Source organism: Methylomonas sp. 2BW1-5-20 (assembly GCF_052474515.1).
The window spans coordinates 4,211,424-4,230,472 of record NZ_CP184127.1 but is presented as its reverse complement, the minus strand read 5'-3'; the positions used below and the strand labels follow the sequence as shown (position 1 = coordinate 4,230,472).

Below are 19,049 nucleotides of genomic sequence, written 5' to 3'. Positions count from 1 at the left end.
CTAAATCTCCAGCAAAACGGACATGACAACGATAAACAGCATTTGCATCTATTGCGGCTCCAGTCCCGGCCGGCACGAAGCCTACGGCGCGGCGGCCCGTGCCCTGGCCGAAGCGCTGGTTAGCCGCAACATTCGCTTGATATACGGCGGCGCCGGAATCGGCATCATGGGCACGGTGGCGGATCGGGTACTGCAGCTGGGCGGCGAAGCAATCGGCGTGATCCCCAAAGCCTTGGCGCATAAGGAAGTCGCCCATCCAAACCTGACCGAATTACACGTCACCCAATCCATGCACGAGCGAAAAATGCTGATGGCCGAACTGGCGGACGGCTTTATCGCACTACCCGGCGGCATTGGTACGCTGGAGGAATTATTCGAGATTTGGACTTGGGCACAGCTAGGGTTTCATCAAAAACCTTGCGGTGTGTTAAATGTGGCGGGCTATTACGACGCCTTGATTACATTTCTGGACCACGTCGCGGCGGAACAATTCGTCAAACCGCATCACCGCGACATGTTGATGGTCGAAGCCGATCCGAATTTGTTACTGGACCGCTATGTCAATTATCAGCCGCCTGCTGTAAAGCTCTGGCTGAGCAAAGACGAAACCTGAGCTAACAACGCCCGCAATCCCCGGCTTATATTTATACCGGTTGAGACTTTCGGGTCTTGGGCTATCCTCGACAGTATGTAACGCGCGGTTTTTAGGATCCCAATGAACATGGCTAGAGCAAACGGCAAGAAATTAAATCGCAGAGTGGCTTTTCGCATCTATGAGCCGGCCAATCTGTTCTATCGCAAAATCGACCGCGCGCCGCAAAACGAGCCGGCGGAGAACTTCGATAGTTTACTAAGCGGTTTCAACCAGCCCTTTATTGCCACACCGTCGTCCGGATCTCCCGTTAACGACCCGGCGCTACCGGATTCGCAAAGCCAGGAAAACGACACGCTCAACGTCAATATCAGCGCCAGCGGCATTGCCTTTACCGCGCAAGCGCCGCTACAAGCCGGCGATTATCTAATGCTGCGCATATTATTGTTATCCGGCATGACCGCGATCATGACCTGCTGCGAGGTGGTTTATTGCAAACCCAGCAACCCTTACGAGAACGACCGCTATCCCTATTTGATCGGCGCCCGATTCGTCAATCTGACGGCTGAAGACAGCGCGTTGTTGAGTCGCTATGTTAACAAGAAGCAGAAACAACAATTGGCTGTCAATGGATTGCTGCTGACCTTGGTATTGACGGCGCTGGCAATGCCGGATGTCGCGTTCGGCCTGCTAGTGGGCTTGGCTCACCATCTGCTTGAGTTGGCACTGCATATGCTGCATTTAGTGTTCGAATATGCCGAATACAATCTCGATCATGTGATCGAACATGCGTTTGAGACTGACACCTATACCACCCAGATCATCGTCTTTTATATTCTGTGCACTATCGGCCTGATAGGTGTTTATTTCCTCGGCCGCCTGATTCCCTCTGCCTGCCGGCGCGCTGGCAATGGCCTGAAGGTTTTCTGGAACCGAAAAAAAGCCAGCTGCATGTATTATTGGGGCGAAAAAGCCTTGGCGGATAAAATCAAGATAGTCGGATTAAGCATACTCGCCATAGGCTGTTATGCGTATTTTGCTATCTGACTCATAGTCTGACTCGGAACGCTGAACCCTGATTGTGTTGCAGGTTCCGCGGCTGACTGGTTGCGCGGAATCCAATCCGCGTGGATTTAGACTGGGCCGGAGGTCGGCCCAGCCCGGTTCAAGCTTTACAGCGCTTTATACAGCTCAATTGCTTTGTTCAATTCTTCAGTGGCTTTGGCTACGTTGCCGCTTTTCGAGAGTATTTGTCCTTGCATCAAAGACGCGTGGGCTTTTTTCGCAGCCTCGGAGTTGCCGGAGATTGACTCGGAACTGGTTCTGGCGGCTTTCAGATGAATCTGCGCGGCGGAGAAATCGCTTTTACCGACTTCAACCAGCGCTTTTTCGATGTGGGAAATAATTTCGCCGGTAGCTGCAGACGAAGTAGCGGCAGGAGCTGCGTCCGCGGCAAATACGCAAACGCTTGCCAAGCTTAAAGACATTGCCAAAGACAGCGTTAATACAGTTTTGTTAAATATATTCATGAATTAAATGTATGTGATGGTTATAAGGTCCAATGACCTAAAAAACACGTCATCACAGGACAGATTTTTGTATCGTAACTTTGCCGGCTAGCTTGCCGGCGCTCCGATACAGCGGCTTATGAGGCTTATCGCTCACAAAAGGCTTGGAGCAAATCCATGCTGAGTGGAAGTATCTTTTTTCCTACTGGGTCCAATTGAAAAACTTTATTGCTTTTCAGCAGCCATCATAACGGATTTAGGGTTCCCGCGATTGAGCATTTACTGTCAGCGCTTGCGACAAGTTGCCGCGTTTGTTTTATCGCACGTTTACCGTCAGTCTTACCGCCTATTATTACCGGCCGCAAACGCAGGCAAAACGACGGATTTGCTAGCCCGAGCACCCACCGGGAATCAGGAAATCTACCGCCGCGATCCGGGCAACTTGGTCTTGGCCGCGTCCTAGTCGCCGCCAATCATTTATAATGCCGGACCGCCTCCTTGCCGAATCAACCCACCATGATCGACACGCTTTATATCGAATCCGCTATCGAACAGCATCCGCGCGTGGCGGCAATTCGCAGGCGTTTCCCGCAAGCGCGGACCATTGCTTGCGAACGATACGGCGAAGTGTTTAACCCCAAGGCGCAGAATTTCCGCTTACAAAAGCAGCACCCGGCCCTGATTCTGGCCGAGAAGTATCAAAAGTTCGTCTTGCCCGCTCCGGCCGGCTACGGCATCGGCGGACAGCGCAATTATTATTTTTCACACATGCTTAACTGCTTGTACGACTGCCGCTACTGCTTTTTGCAAGGCATGTACCAGTCGGCCAATTATGTATTGTTTGTGAATTACGAGGATTTTCAAGAACAGATTCGCCATATTTGCAGGGAAACCCCGGATCAGGAAATATATTTTTTTTCGGGCTACGATTGCGACAGCCTGGCTTTCGAGCCGGTCACCGATTTTGCCGAGCAGTTTTTGCCGGTATTTGCCGAATTGTCCAATGCCTGGCTGGAGTTGCGCACGAAAAGCACCCAGATCAGAAGCCTGTTGCAGCGCGAGGTGGTGCCGCACTGCGTGGTTGCGTTTAGCCTGTCGCCAGATGCGATTGCCGATAAGGTGGAAGCCAAGGCGCCGAGTGTCGCCAAACGTATCGACGCCGCCGCCAAACTGCAGCAACAAGGCTGGCAGATTGGTTTACGTTTCGATCCCTTGATTTACCAGCACAATTATCGGGAACAATACCAAATGTTGTTCGAACAAGTATTCTCGACCATCAACGCCGAAACGCTGCATTCGGTCAGCCTGGGCGTGTTTCGTTTGCCTGAGCAATACTTCAAAAAAATCCATAAACTGTATCCGGACGAAAAACTATTCGCCAGCCCGCTGCAAACCGCGGCCGGCATGGTGTCGTACCGTGCCGATCTGGAGCAGGCGATGATTGCCGATTGTACGGCTATGCTGCTGGAATACATCCCGCAAAGCGTTTTTTTCCCATGCACACTGTAATGCGTACGCTACTGGTCACCGGCGCCAGTTCCGGCATTGGCCGGGCGATTGCGCGGCAATTGCTGGCGCAAGGTCACTACGTTATCGGAACCTCCCGCGACTGCCGGCGGTTTAGCCGGGTGCATCCGCGGTTTGTCGGCATCGAGCTGGACTTGGCTAAATTGGCGGATATTCCTGCGCTTGCCAAGCGGCTGCAAAACGATTTTCCGGCATTAGACGCAGTGGTTTTCGCTGCCGGTTACGGCCAGTTCGGCAGCCTGGAGCAGTTTTCCTACGAACAGATCGAAAAGCTGATGACAGTCAATTTCACAGCACCAGCCTGTTTGACGCGGGCCTTGTTACCGAAACTGAAGCAAAAAACGCATGCCAATCTGGTGTACATCGGTTCGGAAGCCGCCTTAAAAGGCAGCCGCAACGGCAGCATCTATTGCGCCGGCAAATTTGCGTTGCGCGGATTTACCCAGGCATTGCGCGACGAGTGCGGCAAAAGCTCGGTAAGGGTATCCTTGGTAAATCCGGGCATGGTGGATACCGCGTTTTTCGATACCCTGTCCTTCGCACCCGGCAAACAGTCCGGCCAGGCCTTAATGGCCGATGACGTTGCCGACGCCGTCTCGTACATCCTGCAAGCCGGCCCGCATTGCGTAATTGACGAAATTAATCTGAATCCCTCCAGCAAAGTGATCGAATTTAAGAAATAACCCCTGATGCTAGCCAAACTCATCGTTTATTGCGCTTACTACTTAAAATCCGCCGATTGGTATCGCAGAGCGAAACTGTTTTTTTACGACCTGCTGGAAAATAGCCATAGCCGTAAAAAGAAGTATTTTGACGGGACCATGATCGGCTTGCTGATCTTGAGTGTGATCTTTTTGATTTACGACATCGAACACGAAGACAGCAAGATGGGCGGCTACTTCGAGTTGGCGATCTTGATGGTATTCATCGTCGAATACGTCATCAGGGGCTGGATCTATTCCGACACTTATAAGGTGATTATCGAGGAATACGAGAAAGCGCTTTACCTGAACATGAATTTCAAGCTGATCGGCGTCTTTAAAAAAGCCATGCTCAGGGATTTGGAATACATATCCTCGCCGTTTGCGATTATCGACATTCTGGCTATTTTACCCAGCTACCGGCCGCTGGCGATATTGCGTATCTTCATCATTTTCCGGCTGTTCAAGCTATTCCGTTACTCCAATAGCGCCAAACTGTTTGCCGACGCGCTGGCCAGCAAGCGTTTTGAATTGAAGACCTTGTTAATCTTCACCTGCTTTTTGGTATTTATCGCCAGCGTGTCGATTTACATGTTCGAGTACCAAGCCGCCGGTAGCGGTATCCATAATTTATTCGACGCCTTTTACTGGACCATCGTCACCTTGGCTACGGTCGGTTTTGGCGACATTACGCCGCAAACCACCGGCGGCCGCTGGGTGACGATTTTTTTGATTCTGGCCAGTTTGGGCGTGTTGTCGTTCTTCACTTCCATCCTGATCGCCGCGTTCAGCGAGAAAATGCTGTCGATGCGGGAAAGCCGTACCTATGCCGAACTCGAGCGTTACGATAGCTTCATCATCATTTGCGGCTTTGGCCGAGTCGGACAGGAAATTGCCCGGCATTTGCAAAACGACAGGCAAAAATTCGTGATTATCGACCGAGTACCGAACCGGGTGGCGTTGGCGAAGAGCCGCGGCTATCTGGCGATAGAAAGCGATGCCAGTAATAACGAGGTATTGATCAACGCCGGCATTTGCCGGGGCGCCACTGCGATTTTGTGCATTACCGGCGACGACGTGATCAATGTCTACGTCACCCTGACCAGCCGGCATCTGAACAAGAACCTGCGCATCATTTCCCGCGCCAACCGTCACGATAACGTCAACAAGCTGTATCAGGCCGGCGCGGACAACGTGATCAGGCCGTTTGAAATTGCCGGCCTGTTGGCTGCGGAATTTGTCGGCCAGCCGGTCGCCTTCGAAGCTATCTCCGGCATTCTGCATAATCAGACCGAAACCGTCATGGAGTCGGTATTAGTCAGCGAAAAATCGGTGCTGGACAATCAGCAAATAGGCCAATTGGATTTACAGCAACGCAAGCTTACTCTGCTGGGCGTAATCAGCGACAATCCGATTCATTTGAAGCACAAGAATAAGTACCAGGTAAAAGAACAGCACTTTTATTTCAATCCGGAAGCGCAATTCATCTTGCGCCACGGCGACATGCTGGTGCTGTTGGGGCGTAAATACGGTATCGACCATTTTCGCGATCAGGTGGAGCAACGCCGCCTATTCAGCAGGAAGCCAGCATGAAAAACATTGCCGTGTTCGGTTACAACCGCTTGTCGTTCGAGGCCATTAGCCGCCTGGATAAAACGCTTTATCAAATCACCGTGATCGATCACGATCAGGCCAAGGCCGCATTGGCGCGCGAAAACGGTTTCGACACCGCCAATATCGATTTTCGTAGCGATGACGATTTGAAAATGATCGGCATCGGCGGCCATATCGATACCTTGTTTTGTTTTTTCGATGCGGACTCCGAAAACGTGTTTTTAACACTATCCGCGCGGGCGTTGGATAAGGAGCTTAATATCGTCGCGATTGTCGATAGCCCGGAATCGGCCGAAAAACTGCTGGCAGCCGGCGCCAACAAGATCATCGACCCTTACGAAATCTGCGGCCGCAAGATACACGACATGCTGAAAAGGCCGGACATCAACGACATTTTCGATCACACCGTATTCGGCCGGCACGACCTGCATCTGGCCGAGGTGGCGATTCCGGAAAACAGTTACTTGGAAAATACCGATGTCAGCCAATTACAGCTCAGCTCACGTTACAACCTTATACTGATCGGTATCGTCAATAAACAGGTCAGCGAAAAACTAAATTTCGTGGTTGAAGAATTGGATCGCCGCCTAAATGTTGGCGATATTCTGGTGATTTTAGGGCCGTCGCGGGAAATCAGGGCTTTCAAGAAAGACGTGGAAAATGCATTTTGTAAAATATAGTCCGCGCCTGATCTCCGCCGCGCCAGCAACGGCCAATGTCCCGCTATTTTTTCTCCGCCAGTCCCAACCAGCGCGCCAGGGTCGATAACGTAAAGCCCTGTATCAATACCGACATCACCACGATAAAGCTGATCAGTACAAAAATTTCGCCGGCATCTTTAATGCCGGCGGCCAACGGAAAAGTCGCCAATACGATAGGGACCGAACCGCGTAGGCCAACCCAAGAAACCAGCAATTTTTCCTTAAAGCCGATCTTGGCCCAGAACAAACTGATGAACACGCTAAGCGGACGCGCAACAAACATCAGGAACAGACTAATCGCCACGGCGACGCTGGCCAGCGACGACAATTCGGCGCGATAAGGCACCGACAACATGCCCAGGGTTAAAAACATGATGATTTGCATTAGCCAAGCAAAACTGTCGTGAAATGCGCTGATGTAGTGCTGGTGCACAACCTCCCGGTTGCCGGCCACAATGCCGGCCACGTAAACGGCCAAAAAGCCGTTGCCGTGCATAAATGTGGCGCCGCTATAAGTCAGCAGCACCAAAGCTATCGAGGCAATGGCGTACAGACCGGCCGAACTCAAACCCAAACGATTCAGCAGCCAGACCATAAAACGCCCGGCGGCATAGCCGACAGCAATACCAATCAACAGCTGTAGCACCAGGAACATGCCGCCTTCCAGAAAAGCCGCATCGCCACCTGTCGAATAATTGAGCAACGTGACGGTCAGCAATACCGCCATCGGGTCGTTGCTGCTCGACTCCAGCTCCAATAGCGGTTGTAACTTGCCTTTCAACGCGATTTGACTGGAGCGCAGCACGGAAAACACCGCGGCCGCATCCGTGGAAGAGACAATCGCGGCGAGCAACAGGCCCTGGGTCAACGTGATGCCGTGTACGCCCAGCGAAAAAGTGCTGAACGAACCAAGGATAAACCAGGCAAAACTGCCCAGCAGCAACATCGTAATAAAAACACCTATCGTGGAAAGGCATAGTCCCTGCCACAGTACCGGACGAATATTAGGCCAATGCGAGTCGAGGCCGCCGGTAAACAAAATAAAAATCAGCGCAAAATCGCCGATAAATTTTGCGATTTCCGGGCTACGCAGCTCCGGTCCGCCGAATTCACCTATCAGCCAGCCGGTCAACAGAAAAAACAACAGTGAGGGAATTCCCACTTTCGTGGCCAGCTTGCTGGAAAACACGCTGATCAATAACAAGCTGGCACCCACCAGACTGACTAATTCAATGGATGGCATGGTCTGTTCTCTGGGGTTCTGGATTCATCGTCTATTGGATGCGGTGCTTAATTCGTGGGTGAGGATTAGATAATTATTTATCGTACTTAAGATGTATGGGTTAATAAGCTATGTCGCAAGCCATGGCGTGCAATAATCAGTCCGACTCGGAAATGGCGGCTTATATCCCTGGGCCGATTTACTCCGCACCGGTAAATCCGGGCCGATTGCCTAGCGCTGCCCGACGCGGTAAAGTCTGCGGTTAGCGTAGGCTGAATCGCTCTGCGCCGGCATGTGGTCTGGTATCCGAAACCCGCCATGGCTGGGCGCAACTCCTTGGATAATAAAGCTTGGAAGCAACCGGTTCGGCTATTCACTACGATCTCAACACAATGGCTATGAAACGTTTCAAAAACATCCTGTATGTTGCCGAATTTTCCGCCGATCAAAATTCGGCAATCGCGCGGGCGCTTGCGCTGGCGGAAAACAATCAAGCCAAACTGACTTTTTTGCATGTTGTGGAACCCCCGCGTCCGGGAGCTTTGCTCGATTGCTATACTCCGGAGCAGATCGAGACACAGTTGCTCGAGCAAGAGCGGACTAGGCTTGAGCAATTGCTGCTCGGTTATCGCGACCTTAGCCCCATCGATTTGCAAATTCGTTTTGGCAGCCCTTTTATCGAGATCGTGCGCCAGACCCTGGATCGCGACCATGACTTGGTCATCAAGTTGGCAGCTGGCGGGCATGGGATTCAAGACCGTTTGTTCGGCAGTACCGACATGCATTTATTGCGTAAATGTCCGCGTCCGGTCTGGTTGATGCGGCCCGAGGAAAAAGTGAACTACAGCAAAATTATGGCCGCCGTCGATTTCGATCCCTGGGCCGCGGGGGACGCCGACGACAATTTGAACCGAAAGATTTTGGAACTTGCCAGCTCCGTGGCACTCTCCGATTTTGCCGAATTGCATCTGGTACACGTGTGGGACTCGATGCTGAGCGGCTGGGCCGGGGAAATTCCGCCTAAAACCGTCGAACTGCAAATTGAGGCCGAAAGAGCGCGATATCAGTCCGGATTCGATGACTTGGCCGGCAAATTACGGCATTGGATAGGCGGCGAGGCTTGCAGTTATTTATCGCCGCGCCTGCATTTGGTCAAAGGGAGTCCGCGGGACGATATTCCGGCTTTGGCGGCAAAGCTGGACATAAACTTACTCGTGATGGGAACGGTAGCGCGTACTGGGATTAAAGGCCTGATTATCGGCAACACCGCCGAAGTCATTCTTAACGGTATCGCTTGTTCGGTACTTGCGGTCAAGCCGGACGGTTTTGTTTCGCCCGTGGAAGGTTGACGGCATAAGGCGTATTTCGCAAATAATCCTAAATTCCGTAGTTTCCGTTGAAGTCGGTTGGACCGATATTAATAGCGGAACCTACACATTCGCACCACTAACCCAAAGATATAGAAAATGAGTTTTTTAACATTGAGTCCGCGTATTTGTTTTTTCCTGGGTTTCGCCGCCTGCGCATCCTTGCTGGGCGTCGGCGCTTATTTGCAATTCGTCGAGCAACTGGAGCCTTGTCCGCTGTGTATCTCGCAACGGCTGGCTATTTTGGCAACCGGCGTCGTATTTCTATTAGGCGGACTACATAACCGCGGCCGAAAAATCTACGCCCTGGGCAGCGCGGCGGCCGCATTGATAGGCGCCAGCATTTCCGCGCGTCATGTCTGGTTACAGCATTTGCCGCCCGAGGAAGTACCGGAATGCAGCCCCGGTTTGGAATATGTGTTCCAAAATTTCCCCCTGGCCGATACCATCAAGTTAATGCTGACCGGTACCGGTGAATGCGCGAAAATCGACTGGACTTTACTGGGTTTAAGCATCCCGGCCTGGACCTTATTCTCGTTTTTACTGTTGGCGGGCTGGGGCTGTCTACAGTTTTTTAACGATCAGAACCAAATTTAGCTGACTAGGCCTGCGCATTGGAAGAGATGAACGGTTGGGATCGAGGCGTTCTTTGAGTGTCCGAATCGGTGCATTGCCAGAACAGTTACTGCATCGGATCGACACAGTCCAGCAACAGGTTATGCACAAAAACGGGGCAAGGGCTTCGCGGCATTTCATGTAGGGTCTGAGATATTTAACACAGATTAATTTTTACCGTAAGTCATTGATTTTTAATGCACAAGCCAACTGACTTAAATTTGCGCAATTTAACAAATATGTAATAAAAACCGACACTAAGCGATTCGCTCTAAACCCTATCCACAGAGTTATCCACAGTTTTTGTGGGTAACTTGGATTCCTTAATCTAGTTAAAGACTTAGCGGCGTAATATCAAAAAGACATCACAACTTATGGCTAACTGTGACGCTTCCCGCAAATTAATTTTTAAAGTTGCGGTACCGGTGCCGTTAGATCGGCTATTCGATTATCTGGCACCCGATGGTTGTCATCCTGCTGAGTTAAAGCCCGGTATCAGAGTCATGGTCCCCTTCGGCAAACGCTGCCAAGTGGGCGTACTGTTGGCTGTCGAACATAGCTCCAAAATCGAAAGCGACCGTTTGAAACAGGTTATCGAGATTCTGGATGCCGCACCGCTGTTATCGGAAAGCGATTTACGCCTGTTGCAATGGTCTAGCCGTTACTATCACCATCCGCCGGGCGAAGTCTTGGCTGCGGCGTTTCCGGTGGCACTCCGGCAAGGCCGTCCGGCTTTATTACAGCTGCCGCGATTTTTCAGTCTCAGCCGGCAGGGTCAAGCAACCTTACCGGAACAGTTGCGACGTTCGGCTAAGCAGCAAGTTTTATTGGCTATGCTGCAAACCGCCGGCGGTGCCGTGCCCGCCTCGGCTTTAAGCGACTATAAGCCGGCCTTGAAAGCCTTGCTCGCTAAAGGCTTGGTGCAGGAACAAGCCCCCGGCCCCGTATCATTGCCGCAGCTTGCCAAAGCGGCCTTGTGCGCCAACCCCGAACAGCAGGCGGCGATAGATGCGGTGATCGCCAACCTGGGACGCTTCGCCGTATCGCTGCTGGAAGGCGTGACCGGCAGCGGCAAGACCGAAGTGTATATGCAGATTATCGCTAGGGTACTGGAGCAAGGTAAACAGGTCTTGGTATTGCTGCCGGAAATCAGCCTGACGCCGCAACTGGAGCAGCGTTTTCTACAGCGGTTTGCGGTGAATATGGTATCCACGCATTCCAAATTGACCGATAACCAACGTTTGCAGGCCTGGCTGAGTATGCAGCAAGGCTACGCAGCGATTATGCTCGGCACCCGTTCCGCGCTGTTCACGCCGATGCCGCGTCCCGGCTTGATCATTCTCGACGAGGAACACGATAGTTCGTTCAAACAACAGGAAGGATTTCGCTTTTCCGCGCGGGATGTTGCCATCGCCAGAGCCAAGGGTTTGGGTATCCCGATATTACTGGGCTCGGCGACGCCGTCGCTGGAAAGCATGGCGAACGTCGTCCAGCGCCGCTACCAACTGCTGCATTTGCCCAATCGCGCCGGCAACGCCACAACGCCGAGTTTTCAGTTATTGGATATTCGCAATAAAAAAATGCAAGCCGGCCTGTCCGAGCCACTGCTGGCGGAAATCCACGCCACGCTGGCTAAAAATCAACAAGCGCTGATTTTTCTTAACCGCCGCGGCTATGCGCCGGTGCAGATTTGCCATGGTTGCGGCTGGGTCTCGCGCTGTCGGCGTTGCGACGCCAATCTGGTGATTCATGCCGCCGAGCGATTGCTGCGTTGCCATCACTGCAGTAGCGAACAAGTATTGCCCAAGCAATGCCCGGCTTGCAAAACCGGCGAATTACAGGCATTGGGCCTGGGCACCGAACGTATCGAACAAACCTTGGAGGCCGTGTTTCCGGATAAGGTGATCGTACGACTGGACCGCGACACCACGCAACGGAAAGGCTCCTTGGAAGATTATCTCGAACAAATTCACGCCGGCCGAGTGGATATTATTCTGGGTACGCAGATGGTGGCCAAGGGCCATCATTTTCCCAGGGTAACCCTGGTGGCCATTTTGGATATCGATAGCGGCTTGTTCAGCATCGATTACCATAGCAGCGAAAAACTGGCGCAATTAATCGTACAGGTCGCGGGCCGGGCCGGACGCGCCGATCAACCGGGCAAGGTGATATTACAAACTCGGCATCCGCAGCACCCATTGCTCGACATTTTATTAAGCAAGGGTTATCGGGCTTTTGCGCAAAGTGCATTGAGCGAACGGCGCCAGGCCGGCTTGCCGCCATTCGGCCATCAAGCCTTGTTCAGAGTGCAAGCGGCTATAGCTGAAGAGCCGCAACGATTTTTGCAAGCAGTCTGCCAGGCGATCGGCGAACTGAATTCGGATAAAGTTCAGGTGTTCGGCCCGGTGACAGCGCCGATGGCCAGGCGCGCCGGCTTGTTTCGTTACCAGCTGTTATTGCAGAGTCCGCAACGAAAAGAACTGCATCAGCTGCTGGATAATTTATTGCCAGCCATTTATGCGTTGAAGGAAGCTAAAAAGGTGCGCTGGTCATTAGATGTCGATCCGGTTGATTTGTATTAGCCCAATCCGCCAAAATCCGGCGATTTAGCCGGGTTTATGTAATAATTCCCGCCCTTTGCGATGGATCGTAGCGAAACCCGTAGACATCTGGACCGGTATTATCAAGCGCAGTCGGACTGCGCGGTTACACACTAGATGTCTATGCCTATAACTAAAATAAAGAAGGTATTTTTCAATGTGTTGGAGTGGAGAAGCGTCAGGCGTGTTGGCTGCCGCAGGTTTAACGACCGCCGTTTACGTGGCTTATAAAGGCGAATCCAAGGAACTGTGGATCCCATTAACTTATTTTGCCTTGATGGAATTGCTGCAGGCGGCAACGTATGTATACATCAATCTGTGCGATAACCCGAATAATCAGGTGCTAACCCTGCTCGGTTATCTGCATATCGCCTTCCAGCCGTTTTTCGTGAATATGGTGGCGATGTACTTCATTCCGGAAAGCGTCAAATTGAAAATCAGGACGACGGTGTATACCTTGTGCGCGATCAGTTCGCTGGCAATGCTGATCAAAATGTATCCGTTCGCCTGGGCCGGCGACTGCGTACCCGGTACCGAAGGATTTTGCGGCGTACAGACCTGCTCGGTTTCCGGCGATTGGCACATCGCCTGGCAAATGCCTTTGAACGGGCTGATGTCGCAACCCGTGACCTGGCTGTTGGGTTTCAACTGGGGTTTGCATGCGTTTTCTTACATTTTGGCGGCATTTTATCTGCCCATCATGTACGGTTCCTGGCGCTTTGTGGCGTTCCATTATTTGATCGGACCCTGGATTTCCGATGTCACCACCGACGATCCTAACGAATATTGCGCGGTATGGTGTCTGTTCTCGATCGCGCTGTGCGTGTCGGTGATCAAAACCCCGATCAGAAAATATTTGCATGTGAAGAAATGGCCATTTTATCAACGCGAAGTGGGCGACAGCTTATAAACCATGACTATCAATAAACAGGACATTCTCGACGCCTATCAATTTCGGCATGCCTGTAAGGAGTTCGACGCCGAGCGCAAAATCGCCGGCGCGGATTTCGATTTTATTCTGGAAATTGCCAGACTCTCGCCCAGTTCCTTCGGGCTGGAGCCTTGGCAGTTTTTGGTCGTGCAAAACCCGGAATTAAGGGAAAAACTGCGGGCTGTTACCTGGGGCGGGCAAAAGCAGTTGCCTACCGCCAGCCATGTAATTTTGACGCTGGTGCGAAAAAGCTATTTCATGCGCTACGACAGCGCTTATCTGCAATACATCATGCGCGATGTGCAGCAGTTTCCGGAAGACATAATCAGCTTGCGCAGCGGCCTGATCGAAAAGTTTCAGCGTAGCGATTTTGATTTGCTGGGTTCCGAGCGCACACTGACCGACTGGGCGACACGGCAAACCTATCTGCCGCTGGCGAACATGATGACGGCGGCGGCGCTGATAGGCATCGATTCCTGTCCGATAGAAGGTTTCGAGCGCATGGCAGTGGAGCGGATAATGGCCGAGGACGTTGGGATCGAACTGGAACAGTGGTCGGTAGCTTATCTAGTGGCCTTCGGTTACCGGAAAAATCCGCCGGCACGGCCGAAAACTCGACAAGAACGCGATGCGGTGGTGCGCTGGCTGGATTAGTTTAAACGGCAGCTCGAGCTATCGATGTCATTCAGAGAAAGGGAATAGCGAGCTACCGGGCGTCGAACGCCGATAAAGCGCTCCCGCCAATACGGCTGCCTTAGATCCGACACCATCACCCGGCCGGTGCGCGCGCTGGGCGCATGCACAAACTGCTCGCCGCCAATATAAATACCGACATGCGAAAACGGCCGGTCGGTGGTAAAAAACAGCAGATCGCCCGGTTGCCTTTGCTCCGGTTCCACAGCCGGCAATTGCCGGGCCAGCGACTGCGTATCGCGCGGCAAGCGCACACCCTGGCGGTTATAAACGTAATACACCAAGCCGCTGCAATCGAAGCCCTGGCTAGGCGACTCCCCGCCGTAAACATAAGGTTTCCCCTGCAATTGCAAGGCTTCGTTGGCCGCGATCCGGTTACCGGCCTCAGGCGTAGGCATAACCGACAGCGGTGCTTGTTCGGTGCTGGCGCAGCCGCTCAACTGGCTAAGTAAAACAACCGCCAACAGCTGACTCAGCAGTAACAAAGCGCGGCAGTGAATTCGACAAGAGAGCATCGGCGTTATCGGCAACAAAATCTGGATAAACATATTATAGACAGCCTAATCCTTGCATGCTCGCGGATTAGCGATACTTCGGCGCAATAAGCCGAGATAAACCTAAATTCCCCTGATAAATAAACTTCAATCAGCTTTGGCCAACCAAGGCCGTGCCAGCATCAATACGCTAAGCAAAGTGCAAAAAATCATATAGTGAGAATAGCGAAAATCGGGAGACGGCGCCGCCAGCATCAAGCCGAACTCATGCAGGATGGCACTGGAAGTCAGGCAAAGCACTTCGGGATTCCGGCGAAAGAGTGCAACAAAAAACAGGCAATTTACCGCTAAAAAATAGGGCCAAGGCTGAAAAAACCAGCAATCGATCCACTTGGACGTTTCGGCTTCAATATAATTTTGCAGTTTAGTTGCCTGCGGGTGCTGGCCGTATGCCTGCTCTAAATCGGTGGCGAAATCTTTACCCATTATGATAGGGCTCCAACTTGCTTCCGGCACCCAGCCCAGCACGTACTTCGATACCGCGAAACGATGGCGCAGCCACAACATTGGCTCCGCCACAATGGTTTGCACCCATAACGTATGCAGCGCTTGCCGTTGCGTTTCCGATAAACTTTCAAAGCCATGGATTTGGGACCCCATCGAATTTTTAGGCAGCTCTAAAGTGGGCGGCTTAGTCCTGAAAATTTCCCGCCAATACATCGGGGTATACGCTCTTAATAAAGGCTCGACGGTCCCCGTCGAATTGAGGGCGGCAGCTAATTGATCAAACAGAGCTTGCTGCCGGCCTCTGTCGTCAAGCCGTTTAATAACGCCGGCAATATCAAAGGCCGCATTAGCGACCCAGGGATAGGTATGACGATCTGCAAGCCGGTTATTGATCACTCCGGTGACCAAAAATAAGACCAGCGCAATAGCAGCGCCGGGAACGGTAACGCGAATTAACCCGAACCAACTATTTTTGGGGTACAAGCGAAATATAGCAAAGCTCAGTATCGGTATTGTCGCGAAAAAAGCATTGTGTCTTAGCAGGATGGCTAGCCATAAGATCAGAATGGTTACTGCAAATAAAAGCCACGCGAACCGTGAGCTTTGCGCGGCATTGTTTTTTATATGTCCGGCAACGCCGAATGCGGCAAACAGTGCCCCCCACATCAGCACGTCTTTCAAAATAGCCCCGCTGATGCCAAACATCGGCGGCAAAAACAATAAAGCGCAAAGCAAGGGCGCTGCGGCCTGGCAGGCGTAGGGCTGAAAAAACGCGTGAAAAACCAGATAGGCGCCAAGCCACACCAAACTGAGCTGTAAAAACAGCATCCCCGCGGGGCCGGGTACTATGTTGTCAACGAAGCGCCAGATAACAGCCATTAAGGGTGGATGCCAATCCGAGAACACGCCCTCCCGAGCTTCTAAGATTTGATTGATCGCGTCGTAACACATGAAGCCCGGATACATGATGCCGACATGAACCAAGAACCCCAGACTGAAAACTGCCGCTATTGGCGGCGATTTTGCAAAAATCGCCATTTTTTCAGCTGTCGGCATCAGAAATTCGGAATTTTTTTAAACACGATGAGGCGCGAAGCCGAAAAATTCAGCACCATGCCGGCCACAGAACCAACGGCAACTGCCAACGAAGGGTGTTGATAAGCCATGGGAATGCTAAAAATCATCCATAGATAAGCACCGTTATTTGCGGCCCAGCCCAGCGTATTAGCCAGCACGTAACGTAACCATTCGCGATGGATGCTGCGGTGGCTGGCGCCGAAGGTGTAGCGCCGGTTAAGCCACCACGTCACGGTGACTGCCGCCGGAAAGGCCAGCATTTGCGCCCGGATCGGCCCCATACTCAGCACTAGCGACTCCACTAAACCGGCGTTGACGACATAGCCGACAACCCCCACCAAGCCGAAGCGCCATATTTGTTGCAACAGATCCCGGTTTTTTGCCTCGGCACTGTCGCCGTAAACCGGCAAACATGCGGCTCCGTCATCGGCGGATACATAGGCTGGAGCCGGATATTGTAAATAAGTCAGCATCCGTAACTCCTTGCGCCCACGAGTCACGGTGTCCAAAACAGTGCCGGTGACCAGACTCAACGATGCCAACAGCATAATGCCCATGGCAAGAAAGGCGGTTGGAAATCGGGGGACCAACCCGGTATCCAGATAAGTCTCTATCACCGGCCAGATCAGTAACACGGCGGCCATTGTCAGTAATCCGGCCACGGCTCCAAAAAATACCATGGGCCGTTCATGTCTTATCAGTCTGATAATCAGCATCAGGATGCGCCAACCGTCGCGGTAAGTGCGTAATTTACTTTCCGAACCTTCCGCCCGCCCCCGATACGCGCCTTCAATATGCGCCGCCGGCATCGACAACTCAAGTGCATGTACCGTCAACTCGGTTTCAATATCAAAGCCGGTTGATAACGCTGGAAAAGACTTCACGAATCGCCGGGAAAACACTTTGTAACCGGAGAGCATATCCAGGATACGGTTGCCGAAAATTTGTCTTACCACCCCGGTCAGCAGCTGATTTCCGAAACGATGTCCGCCGCGGTAAGCGGCATCGCAGATTTCGCGGCGAATGCAATTAATCAGATCGTAGGGACCGCTCATTGCCAATTTGAGCATTTCCGGCGCTAAACCGGCATCGTAGGTATCGTCGCCGTCAACCATCAGATAAAAATCGGCATCGATATCTCTGAACATGCGGCGGACGACATGGCCTTTACCCTGCTGCGTTTCGCTACGCACGCTGGCACCCGCCGCCAGCGCTTCCCCAACCGTATTATCGCGGGAATTATTATCGAACACGTAAATAGCCGCATCCGGCAAAGCCGCGCGAAAGTCGTTTACCACTTTCGCAATCGAGACTTCTTCGTTATGGCAGGGAATCAGAACAGCGACTTTTAGGTGTTTGAACATGTTTGGCGATTGATGAATTCCAGGTAAAAGGGCGAAATTATGAAAGGGGTAAGCTTGAAGCAGGCCTATTCTGACAGGTCTAAACTGTTGCGAATAAAAATATCTACATTAGTCTGCTGGCGAACCGAATTCAGCGCAGGTCGAACAGATCCAGTTGCCTAAATTGCCGCAGGCGGTTATCGCCGCTCTCCAGACTGGATAAGGTTACCCCCAACAGCCGGACTTTGGCCGCGCCGATGCCGGTATTTTTTAGTAAATCCGCCAGTAATAGTCTAGTAGTCGGACTATCTCCGATCGGTTCCGTCAGCGTGCGGCCGCGAGTGATTTGTACGAAATTTTGGTATTTGATCTTCACGGTCAAGGTGTAGGCCGTCATCTTCTTTTCGGCTAATCTGAGCAGCGCTTTTTGCAATAAGTCCTGCAAATAGCCGAGTACGGTGGGTAGATCGGCAATGTCGTGATCGAAGGTAGTCTCGATACCCACCGATTTGCGGGCGCGATTGGAAGTGATTTGGCGATGGTCTATACCTCGGGCAATATCGTAATAATATTGGCCGGCTTTACCGAAATGCCGCTGCAATTCCGCCAACGGTATTTGCTTTAAATCCTTGCCGGTAACAACGCCCAGGTCGTGCATTTTTTGCTCGGTCGCGCGACCGATGCCGTGAAATTTGCCGATAGCCAGTTTTTCGACGAATAAGGGTCCTTGTTCCGGTGTGATTAAATACAAACCATCCGGTTTACCCTGATCGGAAGCAATTTTTGCGAGAAATTTGTTGTAGGAAATGCCGGCGGAAGCGATCAGTTGGGTTTGCCTGAGTATTTCCCGTTTGATCTGTTTGGCCAACAACGTTGCGGAACCTTGATAAAGTTCGCTGTCGCTAACGTCGAGATAAGCTTCGTCCAGCGACAAGGGTTCGAAACATTCACAGTAGCGCGCGAAAATGCCGCGGATAATCTCCGAAGCTTCCCGGTACACGTCGAAACGCGGCTTAACGAAAATAGCTTGCGGGCAAAGCCGGTACGCGTGCGCCGAAGGCATGGCCGAACGCACGCCGAACTGACGGGCTTCGTAACTGCAGGTGGCGACTACGCCGCGCGAATCCGGCTTTCCGCCGACGATCAGGGGTTTATTGCGATATTGAGGATGGTCGCGTTGCTCGACCGCCGCATAAAATGCATCCATATCGATATGGATGATTTTGCGCGGCGCCGACTGCATGGAAGTTTACTGCTTGCCGAGCAATTCCAGTTTGGCGGTTTCGTTCCAATCGGAAAACGGAAACGGCAGTTGCTCGGTATTAAAGGTCAGAAACAGCAAAATATGGTAATGATAAGTCGACAGGCTACGGCCGAAATTCAGAATATTGGCATTAGCCTCGCCGGTAAACAGCACCGACCCCACCTGCAACAAAATGACCAGCCATAACAGCAGTTTCACTAAACTGTCTATCGCGGCGAAAATCAGCATGAAAATAATACGTTTCCAGGTTTCGATTTTCTTTAGGTTGTCGTTGATTTGTTCCTGCATGACGG

18 protein-coding genes are annotated in these 19,049 nt (G+C 52.0%); 11 read left to right on the top strand and 7 right to left on the bottom strand.

The window, feature by feature from the left end; translation table 11 throughout:
• Positions 1-22: 22 nt before the first annotated feature.
• Together ACH50O_RS19550 and ACH50O_RS19545 are read left to right on the top strand one after the other, a co-directional pair.
• Positions 23-613, top strand: a complete 591-nt coding sequence (locus ACH50O_RS19550) for an LOG family protein (protein ID WP_446809422.1) — start codon at positions 23-25, stop codon at positions 611-613.
• Between the two features lie 108 nt (positions 614-721).
• Positions 722-1,639, top strand: a complete 918-nt coding sequence (locus ACH50O_RS19545; protein WP_446809421.1) for a PilZ domain-containing protein — start codon at positions 722-724, stop codon at positions 1,637-1,639.
• A 125-nt stretch (positions 1,640-1,764) separates the two neighbouring features.
• Here the strand turns inward: ACH50O_RS19545 and ACH50O_RS19540 are convergent, their stop codons facing one another.
• Positions 1,765-2,121 carry a hypothetical protein gene (locus ACH50O_RS19540; RefSeq protein WP_446809420.1) on the bottom strand — a complete coding sequence of 119 codons (357 nt, stop codon included), beginning with the start codon at positions 2,119-2,121 and terminating at the stop codon, positions 1,765-1,767.
• Between the two features lie 495 nt (positions 2,122-2,616).
• Here ACH50O_RS19540 and ACH50O_RS19535 point away from each other — a divergent pair, with 495 nt between their 5' ends.
• The 4 genes from ACH50O_RS19535 to ACH50O_RS19520 are packed head-to-tail and all read left to right on the top strand — an operon-like array spanning position 2,617 to position 6,622.
• Positions 2,617-3,609 carry a radical SAM protein gene (locus tag ACH50O_RS19535; RefSeq protein ID WP_446812173.1) on the top strand — a complete coding sequence of 331 codons (993 nt, stop codon included), beginning with the start codon at positions 2,617-2,619 and terminating at the stop codon, positions 3,607-3,609.
• Positions 3,597-4,310 carry an SDR family oxidoreductase gene (locus ACH50O_RS19530; RefSeq protein ID WP_446809419.1) on the top strand — a complete coding sequence of 238 codons (714 nt, stop codon included), beginning with the start codon at positions 3,597-3,599 and terminating at the stop codon, positions 4,308-4,310. The genes ACH50O_RS19535 and ACH50O_RS19530 overlap by 13 nt, the downstream gene beginning before the upstream one ends.
• A 6-nt stretch (positions 4,311-4,316) precedes the next feature.
• Positions 4,317-5,921: an NAD-binding protein gene (locus ACH50O_RS19525; RefSeq protein WP_446809418.1), complete on the top strand. Its 1,605-nt coding sequence runs from the start codon at positions 4,317-4,319 to the stop codon at positions 5,919-5,921.
• The gene (locus ACH50O_RS19520; protein ID WP_446809417.1) at positions 5,918-6,622 is read left to right on the top strand and encodes a potassium channel family protein; all 705 of its coding nucleotides are present in this window, start codon (positions 5,918-5,920) and stop codon (positions 6,620-6,622) included. Before ACH50O_RS19525 ends, ACH50O_RS19520 begins: the two co-directional genes overlap by 4 nt.
• A 43-nt stretch (positions 6,623-6,665) precedes the next feature.
• Here ACH50O_RS19520 and ACH50O_RS19515 read toward each other — a convergent pair whose 3' ends face one another.
• Complete coding sequence (locus ACH50O_RS19515) at positions 6,666-7,886, bottom strand: potassium/proton antiporter (protein ID WP_446809416.1); 1,221 nt, start codon at positions 7,884-7,886, stop codon at positions 6,666-6,668.
• Positions 7,887-8,263: 377 nt separating this feature from the next.
• Here ACH50O_RS19515 and ACH50O_RS19510 point away from each other — a divergent pair, with 377 nt between their 5' ends.
• From ACH50O_RS19510 to ACH50O_RS19490, 5 genes are all read left to right on the top strand, one after another.
• Positions 8,264-9,214 (top strand): universal stress protein, encoded by a 951-nt coding sequence (locus ACH50O_RS19510; protein ID WP_446809415.1) that lies wholly within the window; start codon positions 8,264-8,266, stop codon positions 9,212-9,214.
• A 117-nt stretch (positions 9,215-9,331) separates the two neighbouring features.
• On the top strand, positions 9,332-9,829 hold the full coding sequence (locus tag ACH50O_RS19505; protein WP_446809414.1) for a disulfide bond formation protein B: 498 nt from the start codon (positions 9,332-9,334) through the stop codon (positions 9,827-9,829).
• A 392-nt stretch (positions 9,830-10,221) separates the two neighbouring features.
• Positions 10,222-12,429 (top strand): primosomal protein N', encoded by a 2,208-nt coding sequence (locus ACH50O_RS19500; RefSeq protein ID WP_446809413.1) that lies wholly within the window; start codon positions 10,222-10,224, stop codon positions 12,427-12,429.
• A gap of 175 nt (positions 12,430-12,604) precedes the next feature.
• Positions 12,605-13,357 (top strand): DUF5765 domain-containing protein, encoded by a 753-nt coding sequence (locus ACH50O_RS19495; protein ID WP_446809412.1) that lies wholly within the window; start codon positions 12,605-12,607, stop codon positions 13,355-13,357.
• Positions 13,358-13,360: 3 nt separating this feature from the next.
• A complete protein-coding gene (locus tag ACH50O_RS19490; protein ID WP_446809411.1) occupies positions 13,361-14,032 on the top strand; it encodes an NAD(P)H-dependent oxidoreductase in 672 nt (223 codons plus the stop codon).
• On the opposite strand, the gene ACH50O_RS19485 is transcribed toward ACH50O_RS19490, so the two are convergent.
• The 5 genes from ACH50O_RS19485 to ACH50O_RS19465 form a co-directional block, all read right to left on the bottom strand.
• Positions 14,029-14,619 carry a C40 family peptidase gene (locus tag ACH50O_RS19485; RefSeq protein ID WP_446809410.1) on the bottom strand — a complete coding sequence of 197 codons (591 nt, stop codon included), beginning with the start codon at positions 14,617-14,619 and terminating at the stop codon, positions 14,029-14,031. The two genes, ACH50O_RS19490 and ACH50O_RS19485, sit on opposite strands and share 4 nt — an antisense overlap.
• Before the next feature lie 93 nt (positions 14,620-14,712).
• A complete protein-coding gene (locus ACH50O_RS19480; protein ID WP_446809409.1) occupies positions 14,713-16,128 on the bottom strand; it encodes a hypothetical protein in 1,416 nt (471 codons plus the stop codon).
• Positions 16,128-17,513, bottom strand: coding sequence for a GtrA family protein (locus ACH50O_RS19475; protein ID WP_446809408.1), 1,386 nt, complete (start codon positions 17,511-17,513; stop codon positions 16,128-16,130). Before ACH50O_RS19475 ends, ACH50O_RS19480 begins: the two co-directional genes overlap by 1 nt.
• Before the next feature lie 130 nt (positions 17,514-17,643).
• Positions 17,644-18,735, bottom strand: a complete 1,092-nt coding sequence (gene dinB / locus ACH50O_RS19470) for a DNA polymerase IV (protein ID WP_446809407.1) — start codon at positions 18,733-18,735, stop codon at positions 17,644-17,646.
• 6 nt (positions 18,736-18,741) lie between these two features.
• Positions 18,742-19,044 (bottom strand): DUF4389 domain-containing protein, encoded by a 303-nt coding sequence (locus ACH50O_RS19465; protein WP_446809406.1) that lies wholly within the window; start codon positions 19,042-19,044, stop codon positions 18,742-18,744.
• Positions 19,045-19,049 lie beyond the last annotated feature (5 nt).

Excerpts from the sequence above, each read along its gene's own strand:
- ACH50O_RS19465 (WP_446809406.1), bottom strand. The coding sequence starts at position 19,044 with ATGCAGGAACAAATCAACGACAACCTAAAGAAAATCGAAACCTGGAAA.
- ACH50O_RS19535 (WP_446812173.1), top strand. The coding sequence starts at position 2,617 with ATGATCGACACGCTTTATATCGAATCCGCTATCGAACAGCATCCGCGC.
- dinB (WP_446809407.1), bottom strand. The coding sequence starts at position 18,735 with ATGCAGTCGGCGCCGCGCAAAATCATCCATATCGATATGGATGCATTT.
- ACH50O_RS19530 (WP_446809419.1), top strand. The coding sequence starts at position 3,597 with ATGCACACTGTAATGCGTACGCTACTGGTCACCGGCGCCAGTTCCGGC.
- ACH50O_RS19495 (WP_446809412.1), top strand. The coding sequence starts at position 12,605 with ATGTGTTGGAGTGGAGAAGCGTCAGGCGTGTTGGCTGCCGCAGGTTTA.
- ACH50O_RS19550 (WP_446809422.1), top strand. The coding sequence starts at position 23 with ATGACAACGATAAACAGCATTTGCATCTATTGCGGCTCCAGTCCCGGC.
- ACH50O_RS19500 (WP_446809413.1), top strand. The coding sequence starts at position 10,222 with ATGGCTAACTGTGACGCTTCCCGCAAATTAATTTTTAAAGTTGCGGTA.
- ACH50O_RS19515 (WP_446809416.1), bottom strand. The coding sequence starts at position 7,886 with ATGCCATCCATTGAATTAGTCAGTCTGGTGGGTGCCAGCTTGTTATTG.
- ACH50O_RS19490 (WP_446809411.1), top strand. The coding sequence starts at position 13,361 with ATGACTATCAATAAACAGGACATTCTCGACGCCTATCAATTTCGGCAT.
- ACH50O_RS19505 (WP_446809414.1), top strand. The coding sequence starts at position 9,332 with ATGAGTTTTTTAACATTGAGTCCGCGTATTTGTTTTTTCCTGGGTTTC.
- ACH50O_RS19480 (WP_446809409.1), bottom strand. The coding sequence starts at position 16,128 with ATGCCGACAGCTGAAAAAATGGCGATTTTTGCAAAATCGCCGCCAATA.
- ACH50O_RS19540 (WP_446809420.1), bottom strand. The coding sequence starts at position 2,121 with ATGAATATATTTAACAAAACTGTATTAACGCTGTCTTTGGCAATGTCT.
- ACH50O_RS19525 (WP_446809418.1), top strand. The coding sequence starts at position 4,317 with ATGCTAGCCAAACTCATCGTTTATTGCGCTTACTACTTAAAATCCGCC.
- ACH50O_RS19485 (WP_446809410.1), bottom strand. The coding sequence starts at position 14,619 with ATGTTTATCCAGATTTTGTTGCCGATAACGCCGATGCTCTCTTGTCGA.
- ACH50O_RS19520 (WP_446809417.1), top strand. The coding sequence starts at position 5,918 with ATGAAAAACATTGCCGTGTTCGGTTACAACCGCTTGTCGTTCGAGGCC.
- ACH50O_RS19510 (WP_446809415.1), top strand. The coding sequence starts at position 8,264 with ATGAAACGTTTCAAAAACATCCTGTATGTTGCCGAATTTTCCGCCGAT.
- ACH50O_RS19545 (WP_446809421.1), top strand. The coding sequence starts at position 722 with ATGGCTAGAGCAAACGGCAAGAAATTAAATCGCAGAGTGGCTTTTCGC.
- ACH50O_RS19475 (WP_446809408.1), bottom strand. The coding sequence starts at position 17,513 with ATGTTCAAACACCTAAAAGTCGCTGTTCTGATTCCCTGCCATAACGAA.